Genomic DNA, 15976 nt, shown 5'->3' with positions numbered 1-15976 from the left:
CGGTGTGCGCGGGGTGTTGTCGGGCGCCGGCGCGCCCGGGGCCGATCCGCCCTCGGCTCCAGGAGAGACAGGGACGGACGGTACCCGCCACCGGAGACAGCATTGCGGAGGGAGCCCCTTTGCGGGACCCCCTCCCGCATACCGGCTTCGACCGGGCGCCCCTCCGGCATGCGTCCTCCTCCTGCCGAAGGCAGGAAGGAAACACAGGACGACGCGTTCCAGCAGTACGTCCGCAGGGCGGCCGGAGCGTCAGCCCAGGCCCCAGTTGGTCATCAGAACCCGGTCGCCGCAGTCCTGGGTGTCCCGCTCGCCCCTGCACACGAAGAGGGTGGCACTGGAGAGCGTGCCCGGTGCGCTCTTGCGGTACGCGATGGGCGCGGCACCGGGGCCGCACTGGGTGGCCTGCTTCTCCGGCGGGTAGCTCACGAAGTCGCGCTGCCATGCGATCCACACCGAGGAGCAGCCGGTCCCCGTGTTGCGGAGCTCGCCCTTGACCACGAGCGGGCGGTCGTACGGCGCGGTCCCCTGCTCCAGCCATCTGGTCCCGGCGGCCGTGGCGTCCCCGTGACCGGCCCGCCAGTCGAGAACCTTGGTGATCGGGGTGCCCTGCGGGACTGCGGCGGCCTGGGCGGACGGCTGGGCGAGCGCGACCGTCGACGCGGCGACCGCCAGAGCGGCGGCGCCGGATGCGAGCATGCGTAACGACATCGGATCCCTTTCACGGACGTGCACGACGTGCTGTGACGTGCGGCGATACGAGATCATTATACATAAGGTTAGGCTTACCTAACAGACCCTCAATGGGGCCGGACCGCTACGGCGAAGGCAGGGACCCCCACAGCGAAACCCGCCCCCTACGGCGACGGCGTCGGCCCCTCGATCTGTTCGCTGATCCACTGCATGCTGCTCGCGTCCATCCCCTTCACATACGTCACGGCGTTGTGCCGCCCGCCCTGGATGACTTCGAGGTGGGTGTGGATCGGCCCCTTGTTCCCGTAGGTGGCGATGTACTTGTTCACCTTGGGGATGACGGACGTCTCCTTCGTGCCGTACTGGAAGGCGAGGTACACATCCGGCCCCTTGGCGGCGATCAGCTGCTTGGAGAGCACCTCGGGGTTGTTCTCCGCCTTCTCCTTGGGGTGGCCGTTCCACAAGCGCGAGTCCGGGACGATGTCGGGACCGGAGGCGATGACGGCCTTGAACTTGTCGGGGTGCTTCAGCACGGCCTTCAGACCGGCGAAGCCGCCGGAGGAGGAGCCCATGAAGGCCCAGCCGTCGCGCGACTTGATCGTGCGGAAGTTCTGCCGCATGAGGTCGGGCACGTCCTCGGTCAGCCAGGTGCCCATCTTGGGCTGGCCGGGGATGTCGCTGCCGTCCCAGTAGAGCCCGCCGTCGTCGGGCTTGGGGTTCAGCACCGGCATGGCCAGCAGGAACGGTTTTCCCTTGCCCTCCTCGGCCCACTTGGAGATGGACGACTCCAGCTTGAGGTTGTTGTCCATCCAGTAGTTGTTGGGGAAGCCGGGGCCGCCCGGGAGCGCGATCAGGACGGGGAAGCCGCTCTTCTCGTACTTCGGGTCGTCGTACTCCTTCGGCGCCCAGACCCACACCTTGCCCGTGAAGCCGGACTTCTTGCCGGTGATCTTCACGACGCCCACGTGCGTGCCGTTGCCAAGGGTGCTGGAGATCTTGAAGTCGGCGGCCGGTCCGGTCGGCATCAGCGTCTTGGAGTCCGCGGGCTTCTGCTGGGCGCCGGGCTTGTTGTCGATCTTGCCGTACGAGATGGGGTCGCCCTTGTCCGTGAACGGCGGTATCTCGAAGTAGCTCATGACCGGCCAGGCAATCGCCCCGAGCAGCCCCACGCAGACCACGGCGACGAGCCATCGCCGGGCCTTGGAGGCGCGGCGGCGGCCCCGGGACTCATAGGTCTCGGCCCCGTTCCTGGTCTTGGTGGACGCGTGCGACATCTGTGGCTCCGGCTTGCTTCTGCCCCTCGGGGCACGACGGTCGTGTTCCGCCTCCGGGGATGGACAAAGCCGATGCAAGGGTTCCAAATTTGCCAAATCGTGATCAACGCTTGACGAGGAGCGGACCGACCCGAGCGAGATCGAACAGACAAGATCACCGCCGGGACCGCCGCGCCCCTGGCCGGGGCGCCCACCGCGGTCGACGCAGCCGAACGCGCGAGACGGGGCAACGCCGCTCAGAGCGGGCGCCGCCCCCGCGCCAGCCGGGCCTCGATGCGCTGGGCGTCCGGGACTTGGAGGGTGCGGGTGAGTTCCAGGGCCTGGGTCAGACGGGCGGCGGCCTCGTCAGGTCGGTCCACTTCGTACAGGCTCTCGCCGAGGCCTTCGAGGGCGCGGGCCTCCTCGTACGGGGACCGGACCTCGCGGGCCAGATCGAGGGCGCGCCGGTGGGAGTCGAGTGCGTCGGCGGGGGCCGCGACCGCCCGCTGGGCCGCGCCGAGGGTGTTGAGCGCCTCGGCCTCGCCGCCCAGGTCCCCGAGCTCACGGCACAGCTCCACGCTCGCGGTGGCGTTCTCCAGGGCATAGGTGTGGCAGCCGCTCAGGATCCGGCCCTCGGCCAGATACATCAGCACATAGGCCTGCCCCATGCGGCTGTTGAGGGAGCGGACGGTGTCGAGCGCCTCCTGGAGGTCCTTCTCCGCCTCCGTCAGGCGGCCCGTGCGCTGTTTGATCCTGCCCAGGTGCGCGAGCGCGTTGGCCGCGCCCAGGCGGGCGCCGAGGCTGCGGTAGAGGCGCGACGCCCGCCCGACGCTCTCCAGCGCCTCTTCGTACGCCCCGGTCAGGCGCAGGACGTCACCGAGGTCGCTCAGCACGTTCGCCTCGCCCAGTTCGTTGCCCAGGTCCCGGAAGAGCGCCAGGGCCCGGCGGTGGCAGGAGACGGCCTCCGCGTACGCGCCGGTCGACTTGCGTACGTCGCCGAGCGCGGTGAGCGCGTTGGCCTGGCCTAGGCGATTGTCGAGGGCGCGGTGCAGTTCGAGTGCGCGTCCCATGCTGTCGGCCGCCTCCGTGAAGCGTCCGGTGAGCTGCTGGACGTGGCCCAGCTCGATGAGCACCTGGGCCTGGCCGCGCGCGTCCCGGACCTCCCCGAACAGGCGCAGGCAGTGGCGCAGGGAGCTCTCCGCCTCCTCGTAGCGTCCGGTGCGGCGCAGGACGGAGGAGAGGTCGTGGAGCGCGATGGCCTCACGGCCCCGGTCGCGCAGGCCGCGGAAGAGGTCGAGGGCGGCCAGCAGGTCGCTCTCGGCCTGGGCGAACTCCGCCTGGAGCGTCTCGATGACCGCGGTGTTGCGCAGCGCGACGGCACGGCCGAGCGGGTCCTCGGTCAGGAGGGCCGCGCCGAGGGCCGTCCGGTGCAGCACGAGGGCGTCGCCCCAGTAGCCCTGGGTGCGCATGAACTCCGCCATGGCGGCCGGGAGGTGCACGGCGTGCTCGCCGTGGCCGTGGCGGGCCGCGTGGGCGACCGCCGCGCTCAGATTGGCGTGTTCGGCCCGCATCCAGGCGAGCGCCCGCTCCTCGTCAGCGACCGGTGGCAGGGCCGCCGGGGCGGGAGTGCGGGGAAGGAGGGCCGGGGTGTCGTAGCGGGCGAAGGAGCGGCTGGCGGCGAGGGCCGCGTGCAGGTAGTAGCCCAGCTGGCGTGCCACGGCCCGCTCCGCGTCGGCGCGGCATCCGGTGTCGTGATCGGCGTCGGTGAGGGCGCGCGCGTAGTCACGTACCAGGTCGTGCATCCGGTAGCGGCCGCGCGACGGTTCCTCGACGAGGTGGTGGTCCTCCAGCTCCTCCAGGAGGCGGCGGGCCGTCGGCAGGTCCGTGCCGTGGAGCGCGGCGACCGCGTACGCGTCGAAGTCGAGCCCCGGCTGCCGTCCGAGGCGGCGGAAGAGGAGTAGCTGGTCCGGGGAGAGGTCGCGGCAGGAGAGCTCGAAGGCGGCCCGTACGGAGACGTTCTCGGAGCTGAGCGCCGTGAGGCGGCCGCTCGCGGCGGCCAGGTCGGCGATCACGTCCTCGGCGCTCCACGCGCGGTGGTGGCGCAGCCGCGCGGCGGTGAGGTGCAGGGCGAGCGGCAGGTGTCCGCAGAGCCGGGCCAGTTCGGCGCAGCCGGGGCTCTCGGCCGTCAGGTCCGCGCGCCCGGCCGTGGCCACGAGGAGCCGTACGGCCCGGTCCTCGGGCAGGACGTCCAGGGTGACCGGCACCGCGTCCGCGAGCGCGACCAGCCGCCGCCTGCTGGTGATCAGGACCAGCGACCCGGGCGTCCCCGGCAGCAGCGGCTCTACCTGTGCGCTGCCGCTGGCGTCGTCGAGGAGGACGAGGTAGCGCCCTCCCGCGAGCGTGGCGCGCCACAGTCCGGCGCGCGCGGACAGGTCGGCCGGGATGCGCTGGGGAGGGGTCCCCAGGGCGAGCAGCAGGCTGGTCAGCGCGGTGCCGAGGTCGACGGGCGGCGTTCCGTGCGTGTGCGCGTGCAGCGACAGGAACAGGCTGCCGTCAGGGAAGTCGGCCGCGAGGCGGTGGGCGACGTGGACGGCGAACGCGGTCTTGCCCACTCCCGGCATGCCGTCGACGGCGTGGATCCCGACCACGCCCCCGGCGGTTCCGGCGCGTACCGCCGCGACCAGGTCCTCGACCTCGCGCTCGCGGCCGGTGAAGGCGGCGACGTCGCGGGGCAGGGACGTCGGTACGGCGTCGGCCTGCGGGGCCCCGGTCGGCGCCGGGGCGTCGTCCACCAGGATGTCCTGGTAGGCGGCGGCCGCGTCGGGGCCCGGCTCGACGCCCATCTCGTCGATCAGGGTGCGGCGCAGCCGGTGGTAGGCGGCCAGCGCCTCGGCCCGCCGTCCGCTGCGGTGCAGCACCCGCATGAGCTGTACGTGGAAGGCCTCGCGCAGCGGGAACTCGACCACCAGACGGGACAGTTCGGGCAGCAGTCCCTCGTGGCGGCCGCGCCGCAGCTCCGCGTCGCAGCGCCACTCCAGGACCTGCGTCCGGGCCTCCTGCCACTGCCTGATCCGGGCCCCCTCGTCCTCGGCGAGCTCGGGGAACTCGTCGAGCGGGGTGCCGCGCCACAGCGCGAGCGCGGCGTCCGCCTCCCGTACGACGGCGTCCCAGTCCTCCTTGGAGCGCGCGGCGCGGGCCGCGTCGAGGCGCTCGGTGAAGACGCTGGTGTCCAGCTCGCCGTCCTCGACGTCCAGGAGCATCCCGCCGGGCACCGCCCGGATCCGGGTCTCCTCGCCCAGCGAACGGCGCAGCCGCAGCAGGTGGTTGTGGAGCGAGGCGCGGGCGGTGGCCGGCGGGTGCTCGCCCCACAGCGCGTTCTCCAGCCGGGCCGGCGAGACCGCACGGCCCGGCGTGAGCAGCAGTGCGGTCAGCAGGGCCCGCCCCTTGGGCGACGCGGGTGTCCGCTCGACTCCCTGGTCGTCCTGGACGGACAGCGGACCGAGCAGCCCGAACTTCACGTGTTCTCCCGCGCATTCCGGGCCTGGCCGGGCCCTCGTGGCGCTGATCGTAGCGCCCACCTGCGCTGAACATGTCAGAGCTCTCGCGCCGCGCCGCGCCTCAGAAGTTCTTCGCACCCGCCCTGATGGCCTCGCGGATACGGTGGTACGTACCGCAGCGGCAGATGTTGCGGATCTCGTCGAAGTCCGCGTCGCCCATCTCGTGGCCGGCGGCGCGGGCCTGGTGGACCTTGGCGACGGCGGCCATGATCTGGCCGGGCTGGCAGTAGCCGCACTGGGCCACGTCGTACTCCAGCCAGGCCTCCTGCATGGGGTGCAGGTCCTTGCCGACGGTGGCGGGCAGGCCCTCGATGGTGGTGACCTCGTCGGTCGGCCGGACGTCCTTGACCCGCACCGAACAGGGGTTGAACGCCTTGCCGTTGATGTGGCTGGTGCAGGCCTGGCAGACGCCGAGGCCGCAGCCGTACTTCGGCCCGGTCACGCCGAGGACGTCGCGCAGCACCCAGAGCAGCCGGACGTCGTCCTCGACGTCCACCGACACCGGCTTGCCGTTGAGGATGAAGGTGTGCTGAGGCACGGATGCTCCTAGTAGGCGCGGCTGAGGCCGTCGGTGGGGGACGCGGGGATCGGGGGGACGGTCGGCAGGGGTTCGAAGCCGAGCGGGCCGTCGTGGTTGAGGGGGAAGGTGGTGGGCATGGTGCCGGTGGCCCGGCCGTAGGCGCAGGCGACCGCCGCCATCGCGCCCGCCACGGCCAGTTCCCCCGCGCCGCCCGGCTTGTCGCCGGTGGGCGGCATCACGATGATCTCCAGCTCGGGCGGGGTGTTCCACTGCCGGGTGTAGAAGTAGTTGTCCCAGCTGCCTTCGAGGAAGTGCCCGTCCTTCAGATGGAGGCCGGAGCTGAGCGTGATGGCGATGCCGTCCATGATGCCGCCCATCATCTGGGCCTCCAGGCCGCGCGGGTTGACGGCCAGGCCCACGTCGACGGCGCACACGACCCGGGTGACCCTCGGACCGGTGTACGCGTCGGGGATCTGGCGCCCGGTCGTCTCCGGGCGGCAGTCGATCTCGGCGAGGACGGCGACGAACCCGTGGTATTCGGGGTGGAGGGCGATGCCCTGCGCGGTGCCCGAGGGCATGCTCCGGCCCCACTCGCCCACCTCCGCGACCTTGTCCAGGACGGCCCTGGCGCGGTCCGCCTTGAGGAACTGGCGGCGGAACCGGTAGGCGTCCTTGCCCATCCTGGCCGCCAGCTGGTCGACGACGAGTTCCTGGGCGCAGCGCACGTTGGGCGAGTAGATGTTGCGCATGCTGCCGGTGTTGAAGCCCTTGTCGACCTCGCTGAGCAGCTGGGTGGTGACGCCGAAGTGGTAGGGACTCTGCGTGGTGAGCTCGAAGATCGTCTCCGAGAAGGCGAGATCGCCGACGGGCAGCTTGGCCGCCATGGACGTGATGATCTCGCCGAGCCCGTGCCCGAAGTCGGTGGCCACCGAGGTGTGCCGCTGCTCGTACGAGAGGACCTCGCCCAGTGCGTACGTAGCCCGGACCCGGGAGGTGGACATCGGGTGGGTGCGGCCCTGGCGGAAGTCGTCCGTGCGGTGCCACATCAGTTTGACGGGCTTGCCCATCGCCTTCGATATCTGGGCCGCCTCCAGTGCCGCGTCGAAGAACAGCTTGCGGCCGAAGGAACCGCCGCCCTCGGTGACGTGCACCTTGACGGCGGACAGCGGCAGGCCGAGCTTGAGCGCGATGGTCTCCTGCGCGGTGATCGGGGTCTTCAGCGACGCCCAGATCTCGGCGCGGTCGCTTCTGACGTCCGCCACCGCGCAGTTGGGTTCCAGGGCGCTGTTGCTGGCGAAGTGGAAGGTGAACCGCGCGTCCACGGAGTGGACCAGGGGGTCGAGGGCCGGGACCACCAGCGGCAGTTCGGCCGCGCGCAGCTCCTTGAGGACGGTGGCGTCGGACGCGCCCTCCTCGGTGCCGGGCCCCCAGGACACACGCAGCGCCCGTACGGCGTCGATGCACTGGCCGAACGTCCGCCCGCGCACGGCGACTCCGGTCGGAACGGTGACGACGTCGGTGACGCCGGGCATCGCGAGGACGTCCGCCCGGTTCTCCACCGACCGTACCGTCCCGTTGATCGTCGGCGGGCGGCACACCATCGTGGGCAGCGCGCCCGGCACGCTGACGTCCATGGCGAACTGCTTGCGCCCGGTGACCGCGGCGAGCGCGTCGATGCGGCTGCGCGGGGTGCCGATGACGCCGAACTGCGCGGGCTTCTTCAGCGTGACCGGGATGCGGACGGTGGCGCGGCTCGCGGCCTTCACCGCCAGTTCGCCGTACGTGGCGCTCCTCCCGCGCGGGGAGGTGACGACCCCGGCCCGGGTGGTCAGCGTCGAGGCGGCCTCGCCGAACTCGGCGGCGGCCGCCTCCACGAGCCGCGCCCGGGCGGTCGCGGCGGCCACCCGGATCGGGGTGTAGGTGGAGATGGTGGTGTTCGACGCACCGGTCATCTGGTTGAAGACCAGCTCCGGCCGGGCGTCGGCCAGACTCACCCGGACCCGGTCGAGCGGCAGGTCCAGCTCCTCCGCGATCAGCATCGCGGAGGACGTGGTGACACCCTGGCCCACCTCGGCGCGCGGCAGCACGAAGGAGGCCGTGCCGTCGTCGTGGACCTCGATCGTGATCAGGCCGGACGTCGCCAGGGCGGCGTCCGTGAGCATGTCGTTGAGGTCGTAGATCTCGGACGGACCGGGCAGCGAAGGGATCGCCGCCTCGGCCCGGGCGGGTGCGACCACCGCCTCGCCGAGCTGCGCGGCCACCGTCAGCGTCGAGGCCGCGAGCACATATCCCAGGAACCGCCGCCGTCCCGGCTCGGGGGCGACGGCCCCGTCCTGCTGCTCCGGACGACCCGAGCCTGCCATCGACTGTCCCTTCGTCACCTGCGCCGTCTGCGCCGTGTCAGAGGGTCACACATTTCTCATGAGTAACACCAGGCGTGAAACAGGCCTGGTGTGACGTGATCTGGTGGGCCGTCAGTTCACTCGGGACAGCGGAGGGGTCGGCACCCGCCGTGGACCACGCCGCCCGGGTCCGGATCCCCGGCGGCGCCCACGGACGGGTTGCCGCCCCGGACACAAATCCTTGTGACGACGCCTACCCAAGTCAATCCTCTGGTTTTCTTTCAAAGATCCAAGCAATACCTTGGGGTTCATGACTCTCGACGACCTCCGTGTCTTCGTCGCCGCCTGTGAGAGCGGCAATCTCAGCGCCGTGGCACGCGATCTGTCCCGTACGCAGTCGGCGGTCAGCCAGCACGTCAAGCGCCTGGAGGCCGAGCTCGGCCTGCCCCTTCTGGAGCGGCGGCCCCGGGGCGTCGCCCCCACCCAGGCCGGGCGCATCCTGCAACAGGCCGCGGCCCAGGGCATCGGCCACATAGAACTGGCGCTGCGTCAGCTCCGCGAGCTGAGGGAGGGCGACGGCGGGACCGTCCGGATCACCACCGGAGCCACCACCGTGCGCCACTTCATGTCCGACGCGGTGGTGCGCTTCCGGCGCGCCCACCCCCACGTCAAGCTGGAGTTCCGTACCGAGAACTCCAGCCGGGGCTGCTTCAACGCCCTCGCCGCGGGCGAGTCCGACCTCGCCTGGATCACCACCGGCACCCCCGCGCGGGGCATCGAGCAGCGCCCGGTCATCGAGCTGCCCTGGGTCCTGGCCGTCCACGCGGACGACCCCCTGGCCCGAAAGAGCAGCATCGAGGTGGCGGACCTGGTCGAGATCCGCCATATCCAGCTGCCCGCCAACTCCAGGTCCCGGCACCACCTGGACGTCCAACTGGCCGGTCTTGACATCACGTTGGCGTCGACCACCAGCGTGACCGACTGGGACACCGCCATCCTGCTGGCCGAGCTCGGGCTCGGCCACGCCGTGGTGCCGGCGCTGCCCGGCTGGACCACGTCCGGCCAGGGCGCCCTGCGCTTCGTGCCCCTGCCGATGCTGCCCCCGCTGGCGGCGGGCTGGGCGGTGCGCCAGTGGGACGCGCTGGGCCCGCTCGCCCAGGAGTTCGCGGGCACGGTCGTGGACAGCCTCACGGGCGGCGCGTAGCAGGGTCGGTACGGCGGTCACGCACCGCCGGGACGGCCGCGACCAGCATCAGCGCGGCGGTGAGCACGAACGCCGAGGAGTAGCCGGTACGGTCGGCGAGCACCCCGAACCCCACCGCGCCGACGCCCATCCCGCCGTCGTACGCCAGGTTCCACAGCGCGCTGACCGTGCCGTAACTCGCCGTGGAGACCCGTGCGTACATCAGCGTGAGGGTGGCGTTCTGGGCGATGCCGAAGCCCGCGCCGAACAGGGCCACCCCGCCCAGCACGGCGACGGGCGTGCGGATCAGCGCGGTCATCAGCACCCCGGCGGCCGACAGGAGCAGACCGGGCAGGACGAGCCGCGCGGCGCCGTGCCGGTCGCCGAGGCGGCCAGCCCACCAGCGGCCCGCCGTCGACACGGCGGGCTGCACGAACAGGGCCGCCGTCGCCACCGCGCCCATCGACGACGGAACGGCGAGCGGGACGAAGGTGACGACGATGCCCGCCGCCACGGCCGTCGCGGCGAAGACCGTGCCGGGCCGGACCAGGGCGCCGGTGCGCAGCCCCGCGAGCACGCCCACCGACTCGCCGCACATCAACTCCCGGTCGGGCAGCCCCGGTACGGACGCGATCGCGACCAGCGCGACGGCCCCGGCGATGACCGAGACCGTCCCGTATCCGACGTGCGCGCCGAGCCAGACGCCCAGCGGCAGCGCCACCAGGTTCGGCACCCCGCCCACCACACCGACCAGCGCGAGCCCCTCGCCCCGGCGCTCGGCCGGGATCAGCGAGGCGGTCAGCGCACCGCCGGCGACCAGGGTGAGCGCGAAACCGAGGCCGCGCAGGAAGCACACCGCCACGATCCACGCCATGGTCCCGGAGGCGGTCAGCACCAGGGCGGGCGCACCCAGCAGGAACAGTCCCGCCGCCAGCGCCGCCCGGTAGCCGAAGCGGGCGACGAGCCGGGGCGCGCCCAGCTCGCCGAGCACCGTGGCCAGCATCAGCGCGCCGGTGGCCAGGCCCGCCGTGTCACCGCCCGCGCCGGACTCGCGCGCGTACAGCGGTACGGCGGACAGCAGCAGGAAGAGGCTGGCCGAGGCGCCGACCATGCTGACGAAGCGGAGGGCCAACGCCCGGGTCAGAAGCGGCGGTCGAGTGGGGGCGGCCGGTGTGCGGGAGGGCGAGGAGGTCGTCATGGGAGCGACGCTAGGGGCCGACCGGAGCACCGGTAAGCTCCAATTCCATGACTGTCCAGTGGTCCGGTCGCACCCCCGGTCTGCTGCTCTCGCTCGACCGCGAGAGCGGCGAGCAACTGCGCGCGCAGGTGGAGCGGCAGGTGCGCGAGGCGATCCGCTCGGGGCGGCTCCGGGTCGGCGAGCGGCTGCCGTCCTCGCGTGAACTCGCCCTGGGGCTCGGGGTGTCGCGGGGCCTGGTGCAGGAGTGCTACGCCCAGCTCCAGGCCGAGGGATACCTGGTGACCCGGGTCGGCGCCGCGACTCGGGTCGCGGCCGGCGCGCACACCCCACCGGCGCCCGCCCCGCCGTCCGGGACCGGTCCCGGCCTGCTGGCCGACTTCCGCTGGGGCGTGCCCGACCTGGGCACCTTCCCCCTCGACGACTGGCTGTGGGCGCTGCGGGAGGCCGGGCGCGCCATGCCGACGGCGGCGCTCGACTACGGGGACCCGCGCGGCAGTTCCGTCCTGCGCGAGGTGCTGGCCGGATACGCGCGCCGGGTGCGGGCCGCGGCGGCCGACCCGGAGCGCATGGTCGTCTGCTCCGGCTACGCGCAGGGCCTGGGCCTGACGCTGCGGGCCCTCGCCCGCGCGGGGGTGCGCACCGTGGCGTACGAGGACCCGGGTTCACCCGCCACGGTGTCCGCGGCGGCGGCCTCGGCCGGGCTCGCGGCGGTCCCGGTGCCGGTCGACGCCCACGGCGTCGACGTGCGGGCATTGGCCGCGACGGACGCCCGCGCGGTGGTGCTCACCCCCGCCCACCAGTGGCCGACCGGGGTGGTGCTCTCCCCCGGGCGGCGGCGCGAGCTCATCGCCTGGGCGGTGCGCCGGGACGCATATGTCGTCGAGGACGACTACGACGCGGAGTTCCGCTACGACCGCGAGCCGGTGGGGGCGGTGCAGGGGCTCGCCGCGGACCGGGTGGTCTCCATCGGCACGGTCAGCAAGTCCCTGGCGCCCGCGCTGCGCATCGGCTGGCTGCTCTGCCCGCCCGCGCTCGCCGAGGACATCGTCGAGCACAAGCGGCTGAGCGACCGCGGCTCCCCCACCCTGGACCAGCTCGCCCTCGCGCGGCTGATCGAGTCCGGCCGCTTCGACCGGCATCTGCGCCGGATGCGCACCACGTACGCGGCGCGTCGCACCGCCCTGCTCGACGCCCTCGCCGAGCACGCGCCCGGGGTCGAGGTGAGCGGCCTCGCGGCGGGCTTCCACGCGGTCGCGCACCTCGACGGCGCGGCCGAGGAGGGCGCCGTGATCGCCGCCGCGCGCGAGCGGTCCGTCGGCCTGTACGGCATGAGCCCGTGCCGCTCGACGGGCGCGACGGCCCCGCCCCGGCTGGTGCTGGGGTTCGGCAACGTGGGCGAGCGGGCGATCCGGGCGGGGGTGGCGGCGGTGGGGGACTGCTGGTGGGACGGTGAGGCGGCGCACCTGTCCAGGGGCGCGGCGCCGCCGAGCCGTTCGGTATGACGAGGATGCCGCGCGGTCACGCAAGTGCCGGCCGGTCCACCGCCCCCCGTACTTCCGGTGTGGACCAGCCGGCACTCCCCCGTTGTTGCGCACCTCCACCGTGACAGCCCCCTCGGCGCGGAGGTGACGTGTTTCGGGCTGGTCCGAAACACGGCGGAGGGCGATGCTCGGGCGCGTGACGCTGCGCATACACTTCACGGCCGACGACCTCGCCCGCACCCGGCTGGCGGAGGGACCGCGTCCGCTGCTCGAACTGGACGTCGCCCTGCGGGTGTTGCGGGAGTCCGCGCACCCGGTGCGCTTCGACGCGTGGCGGCGCGAGTCGTTCGCCCGGCTGGCGCCCCGGGCCCGGCTCGCCTTCGAGGCGGTGCCCGTCAAGGGCTGGTCGCTGGAGTTCCTCCTGCCGGCGGAGCCCGGCAGCGCCCAGGAGTTGTGGGAGAGGGTGCGCGCCACCCCGGCGCCGCGGATACGCGAACAGGTCGACCAGTGGGCGGGCCGGGTCCGGCGGATTCCCCCGTGGGCGGGCCGCCTCGCCGAGGACCCGCTCTTCGTACGGGAGCTGGTCGACGTCTTCGAGGACACCTACGAGCAGCTCGTCGCGCCGTACTGGCCCCGGATCGGACAACTCGCGGACACCGACCGGGCGATGCGGATGCGCCAGCTCGCCGAGGGCGGGGTGGAGCGGCTGCTCCAGGGGCTCAACCCGCGCCGGGTGCGCTGGAACCCACCGGTGCTCGAACTGACCATGGCCTCCGGCCACGAGGGCGATCTGTATCTCGAAGGGCGGGGCCTGCTGCTCATCCCCACGCTCTTCGGCTCGGCGTTCCCCGTCTTCGAAGACGCCGGGCCGCAGCCCTGGATCAGCTTCCCCATCGGCCACGACCGCACACCGTGGTTCCCCCTGCCCGCGACGGTGACCGCGGGCGCCCTGACCGGGACACCGCGCTCCCTGGCGGCACTTCTCGGCCGTACCCGGGCGACCGTGCTGTGCGCGATCGCCGAGCACCCCGGCCTGACGACCAGTCAGCTCGCCTCCCGCGCGGGCATCTCGCCGGCGAGCGCGAGCGAACACGCCACGGTGCTGCGGTCGGCGGGACTGGTGAGCACGGCCCGGGACCGCAACGCCGTCCTGCACACCCCCACCGCGGCCGGGATCGGCCTGCTCAACGCGTCGACCGCCGACACCGCCGGGCCGGAACCCGCGGTCCTGCGCGCCTGACGGTTGCTTGTGGCCCAGGTCACGCCCGGAGAAACTGTTATGGCTCCGCCGCCCCCGGCTCTCCCAGGTGCCGGACACCCCGGCAGCACCGGACAGAGAGCGGAGCACCATGCAGCACCACGACGACCACCCCCACGTACGGCCCGCGGCGAGCGAGGGCCGGGCCGGGCGCCGACGCGCTCACCGGCAGCGGTCCCGGCAGGCCGTCGGCACCGCGGTGGCCGGGACCGTGGCGGTCGCCGCCGTCGCCGGAGCGCTTCTGTGGCCGCACTCCGACGACCCCGCCGAGGCCGTCCGCACCCAGGCGGCCCCGCCCGCCGGGCACCCCCTGGACACCGGCGCCGGCCCGGCCGCCGCCACCCCGTCCGCCTCGCCCTCGCCGATACGCTCCGACGCCCCCACGAAGACCGCGTCCCCCAAGCCGAAGCCCACCCGGACCGCCCCCGCGTCCGGCTCCACGCACCCGGGCACCGGCGCGGGGACGGGCACGGGCACCACGACGACCAAGGGGCACGCGGGTGGTGGCCAGGCGCCCCGCAGGACCGCGCCGCCGCGTACCGACAACGCCCCGACCGGCACCGCCGCCGCGTACGTCCAGCAGGTCGTGGATCTCGCCAACGCCGAGCGCGCCAAGGCGGGTTGCTCGCCCTTCAAGGCCGACCGCCGCCTCAACGCGTCGGCCCAGGCGCACGCCGACGACATGGCGGCGCGCAACTACTACGAGCACAACAGCCCGGAGGGGCGCAACGCGGGCGACCGTATGAGCGCCGCCGGATACGACTGGCACAAGTGGGGCGAGAACATCCACCGGGGTCCGAAGAGCCCGGCCGACGCGATGCGCGACTGGATGAAGAGCCCGGGCCACCGCGCCAACCTCCTGGACTGCGGCTTCAAGGACATCGGCGTGGGCGTGAACCTGAGCGGCAACGGCCCGTGGTGGGTGCAGAACTTCGGCAGCTGAGCCGAGCCCGGCGCGGTGTGGGCCGACTCAGGACGGCGAACCCGCGAAGTCCTGCACCCACACCGTGCCGTCGGGGCCGGGCACCGCGGCCACGCCCGTGTCCCGGTATGAGCAGTCGAGCATGTTCTGCTGGTGGATCGCGCCGTCCGTCCAGTCGTCGACGATCGCGGCCGGGTCGGCCGTCCCCCGGTCCAGGTTCTCCGCCCAGGCCCCCACGGCGTACCCGGTGGCCCGCATCCGGGCGTCGGCGTGCTGCCCCTCGGGGCTCGCGTGGTCGTAGTAGTGGCGGGCCACCATGTCCCGGGCGTGCCGGACCGCCGCCGTCGTCAGCCGGGGGTCCATGCGCAGCGGTGCGCAACCGGCCGCGCCACGGCGGCTGTTGACCAGCCGCAGCAGCCGCTGCTCGGGGGTGGCGGCGGTCGGCGTGGGCCGGACGGGCTTGGGGGTCGCCTTGGGCGACGGGCTCGCCTTCGTCGGCTGCGGTACGGGAGTGGCGGAGGGGGTCGGCGCGGCGGACGTCACGGTGGCCCGCGGCACCACGGGTGCGGCGGGCTTCGCCTCGGGACGCGGGTCGGGCCACAGCAGGACGGCCAGGATCCCGAGGACGACGGCGACGGCGAGGGCGCCCCCGACCACGTACGCGCGCGGCTTCGCCGGGGTGGCCGGGCCCGGGGCGGGGCTCCCCGGCAGCGGCGCCGTGGACGCGACCGGGGCGAGGCGGGCGCCTGGGACGAAGCGGGCGGCCCCGTACAACGGCACGAGCAGGGCGAGACCGGCGAGCAGGCCCTCGGCGGGCACCAGGCCCGCGCCCCGGCCCGAGCAGGTACGGCAGTCGCGGGTGTGGCGGGCGATCCGCTTGCGCCACACGGGGGCGGGGCGGCCGTCCCACCCGGCGACGGTCCGGGCCAGCTCGTCGCAGAGCGGCCGGGCGGCGAGCGCCCGCACCACGATCCGGCCGACCTCCAGCTGGGCCTTCATGCGCTGGACGCGTACGGCGGCGTGCTGCGGGGTGAGGGCCATCGCCTCGGCGAGCTCGGCGCGGGTGAGCTCGCCCGCCGCCTCCTGCCACCACAGGGCGAGCAGTTCGCGGTCGCTCTCGTCGAGCCAGCGGGTCGCCTCGGCCACCTCGCGGCGCTGCCCGGACAGTCCCAGGCGCAGGATGGTGAGGTCCACGAAGTCCGGTTCCGGCTCGGCCGCCTCGGCCAGCTGCTCGGGGGGCGTCGCGGTCGTGTACTGCTGGGCCCGCCAGCGGTGGCGTATCTGGTTCATCGCGATGGCGATCAGCCAGGACCGGAACCGGGACGGCTCGCGCAGCCCGTCGAGCCCCTCCAGGGCGTGGAACATGGTCTCCTGCACGACGTCGTCGACGTCGGCGTGCCCGTCCATGGCGCGGCCGACCACGTTGTAGACGAGCGGGAGGTAGTCGGAGACCAGCCGCTCCTGGGCCCGTGCGTCGCCGGTCCGCGCGGCGCCCACCAGCTCCGGCATGGACGTACTGTCCCTGTGCATCTGCTCCCTCACCCGCTGGCGTCGTCCGTACGCTCCCGTCGT

11 protein-coding genes are annotated in these 15976 nt (G+C 73.4%); 4 read left to right on the top strand and 7 right to left on the bottom strand.

From position 1 onward, the window contains the following. Positions 1–249 precede the first annotated feature (249 nt). The 5 genes from BX283_RS34395 to BX283_RS34375 form a co-directional block, all read right to left on the bottom strand. Positions 250–708, bottom strand: a complete 459-nt coding sequence (locus BX283_RS34395; RefSeq protein WP_143676531.1) for a hypothetical protein — start codon at positions 706–708, stop codon at positions 250–252. Between the two features lie 146 nt (positions 709–854). After that, entirely contained in the window at positions 855–1964 is a 1110-nt protein-coding gene (locus BX283_RS34390; protein ID WP_101391306.1) for an esterase family protein, read from the bottom strand. A gap of 236 nt (positions 1965–2200) precedes the next feature. Beyond that, positions 2201–5461: a tetratricopeptide repeat protein gene (locus tag BX283_RS34385; protein ID WP_180357340.1), complete on the bottom strand. Its 3261-nt coding sequence runs from the start codon at positions 5459–5461 to the stop codon at positions 2201–2203. A gap of 100 nt (positions 5462–5561) precedes the next feature. Continuing rightward, complete coding sequence (locus tag BX283_RS34380) at positions 5562–6038, bottom strand: (2Fe-2S)-binding protein (RefSeq protein ID WP_101391304.1); 477 nt, start codon at positions 6036–6038, stop codon at positions 5562–5564. Positions 6039–6046: 8 nt separating this feature from the next. Continuing rightward, on the bottom strand, positions 6047–8383 hold the full coding sequence (locus BX283_RS34375) for a molybdopterin cofactor-binding domain-containing protein (protein ID WP_101391303.1): 2337 nt from the start codon (positions 8381–8383) through the stop codon (positions 6047–6049). 289 nt (positions 8384–8672) lie between these two features. On the opposite strand from BX283_RS34375, the gene BX283_RS34370 reads away from it, so the two are divergent. Continuing rightward, positions 8673–9566: a LysR family transcriptional regulator gene (locus BX283_RS34370; RefSeq protein WP_101391302.1), complete on the top strand. Its 894-nt coding sequence runs from the start codon at positions 8673–8675 to the stop codon at positions 9564–9566. On the opposite strand, the gene BX283_RS34365 is transcribed toward BX283_RS34370, so the two are convergent. After that, complete coding sequence (locus tag BX283_RS34365) at positions 9550–10743, bottom strand: MFS transporter (protein WP_101391301.1); 1194 nt, start codon at positions 10741–10743, stop codon at positions 9550–9552. The genes BX283_RS34370 and BX283_RS34365 overlap by 17 nt on opposite strands. Before the next feature lie 47 nt (positions 10744–10790). Here BX283_RS34365 and BX283_RS34360 point away from each other — a divergent pair, with 47 nt between their 5' ends. From BX283_RS34360 to BX283_RS34350, 3 genes are all read left to right on the top strand, one after another. After that, positions 10791–12245, top strand: a complete 1455-nt coding sequence (locus BX283_RS34360) for a PLP-dependent aminotransferase family protein (protein WP_101391300.1) — start codon at positions 10791–10793, stop codon at positions 12243–12245. Positions 12246–12420: 175 nt separating this feature from the next. Then, entirely contained in the window at positions 12421–13464 is a 1044-nt protein-coding gene (locus BX283_RS34355; protein ID WP_101392752.1) for a winged helix-turn-helix domain-containing protein, read from the top strand. Positions 13465–13573: 109 nt separating this feature from the next. After that, a complete protein-coding gene (locus tag BX283_RS34350) occupies positions 13574–14425 on the top strand; it encodes a CAP domain-containing protein (protein WP_101391299.1) in 852 nt (283 codons plus the stop codon). Positions 14426–14452: 27 nt separating this feature from the next. Here BX283_RS34350 and BX283_RS34345 read toward each other — a convergent pair whose 3' ends face one another. Continuing rightward, entirely contained in the window at positions 14453–15913 is a 1461-nt protein-coding gene (locus BX283_RS34345) for a sigma-70 family RNA polymerase sigma factor (protein ID WP_257584065.1), read from the bottom strand. Between the last annotated feature and the right edge of the window lie 63 nt (positions 15914–15976).

Origin of the sequence: Streptomyces sp. TLI_146 (assembly GCF_002846415.1) — a bacterium.
In the GTDB taxonomy this organism is placed as follows: domain Bacteria; phylum Actinomycetota; class Actinomycetes; order Streptomycetales; family Streptomycetaceae; genus Streptomyces.
The sequence above is the reverse complement of the archived record's forward strand: the minus strand, read 5'-3'. Positions and strand labels throughout refer to the sequence as shown.

Excerpts from the sequence above, each read along its gene's own strand:
- BX283_RS34370 (WP_101391302.1), top strand. The coding sequence starts at position 8,673 with ATGACTCTCGACGACCTCCGTGTCTTCGTCGCCGCCTGTGAGAGCGGC.
- BX283_RS34360 (WP_101391300.1), top strand. The coding sequence starts at position 10,791 with ATGACTGTCCAGTGGTCCGGTCGCACCCCCGGTCTGCTGCTCTCGCTC.
- BX283_RS34350 (WP_101391299.1), top strand. The coding sequence starts at position 13,574 with ATGCAGCACCACGACGACCACCCCCACGTACGGCCCGCGGCGAGCGAG.
- BX283_RS34345 (WP_257584065.1), bottom strand. The coding sequence starts at position 15,913 with ATGCCGGAGCTGGTGGGCGCCGCGCGGACCGGCGACGCACGGGCCCAG.
- BX283_RS34365 (WP_101391301.1), bottom strand. The coding sequence starts at position 10,743 with ATGACGACCTCCTCGCCCTCCCGCACACCGGCCGCCCCCACTCGACCG.
- BX283_RS34395 (WP_143676531.1), bottom strand. The coding sequence starts at position 708 with ATGTCGTTACGCATGCTCGCATCCGGCGCCGCCGCTCTGGCGGTCGCC.
- BX283_RS34375 (WP_101391303.1), bottom strand. The coding sequence starts at position 8,383 with ATGGCAGGCTCGGGTCGTCCGGAGCAGCAGGACGGGGCCGTCGCCCCC.
- BX283_RS34390 (WP_101391306.1), bottom strand. The coding sequence starts at position 1,964 with ATGTCGCACGCGTCCACCAAGACCAGGAACGGGGCCGAGACCTATGAG.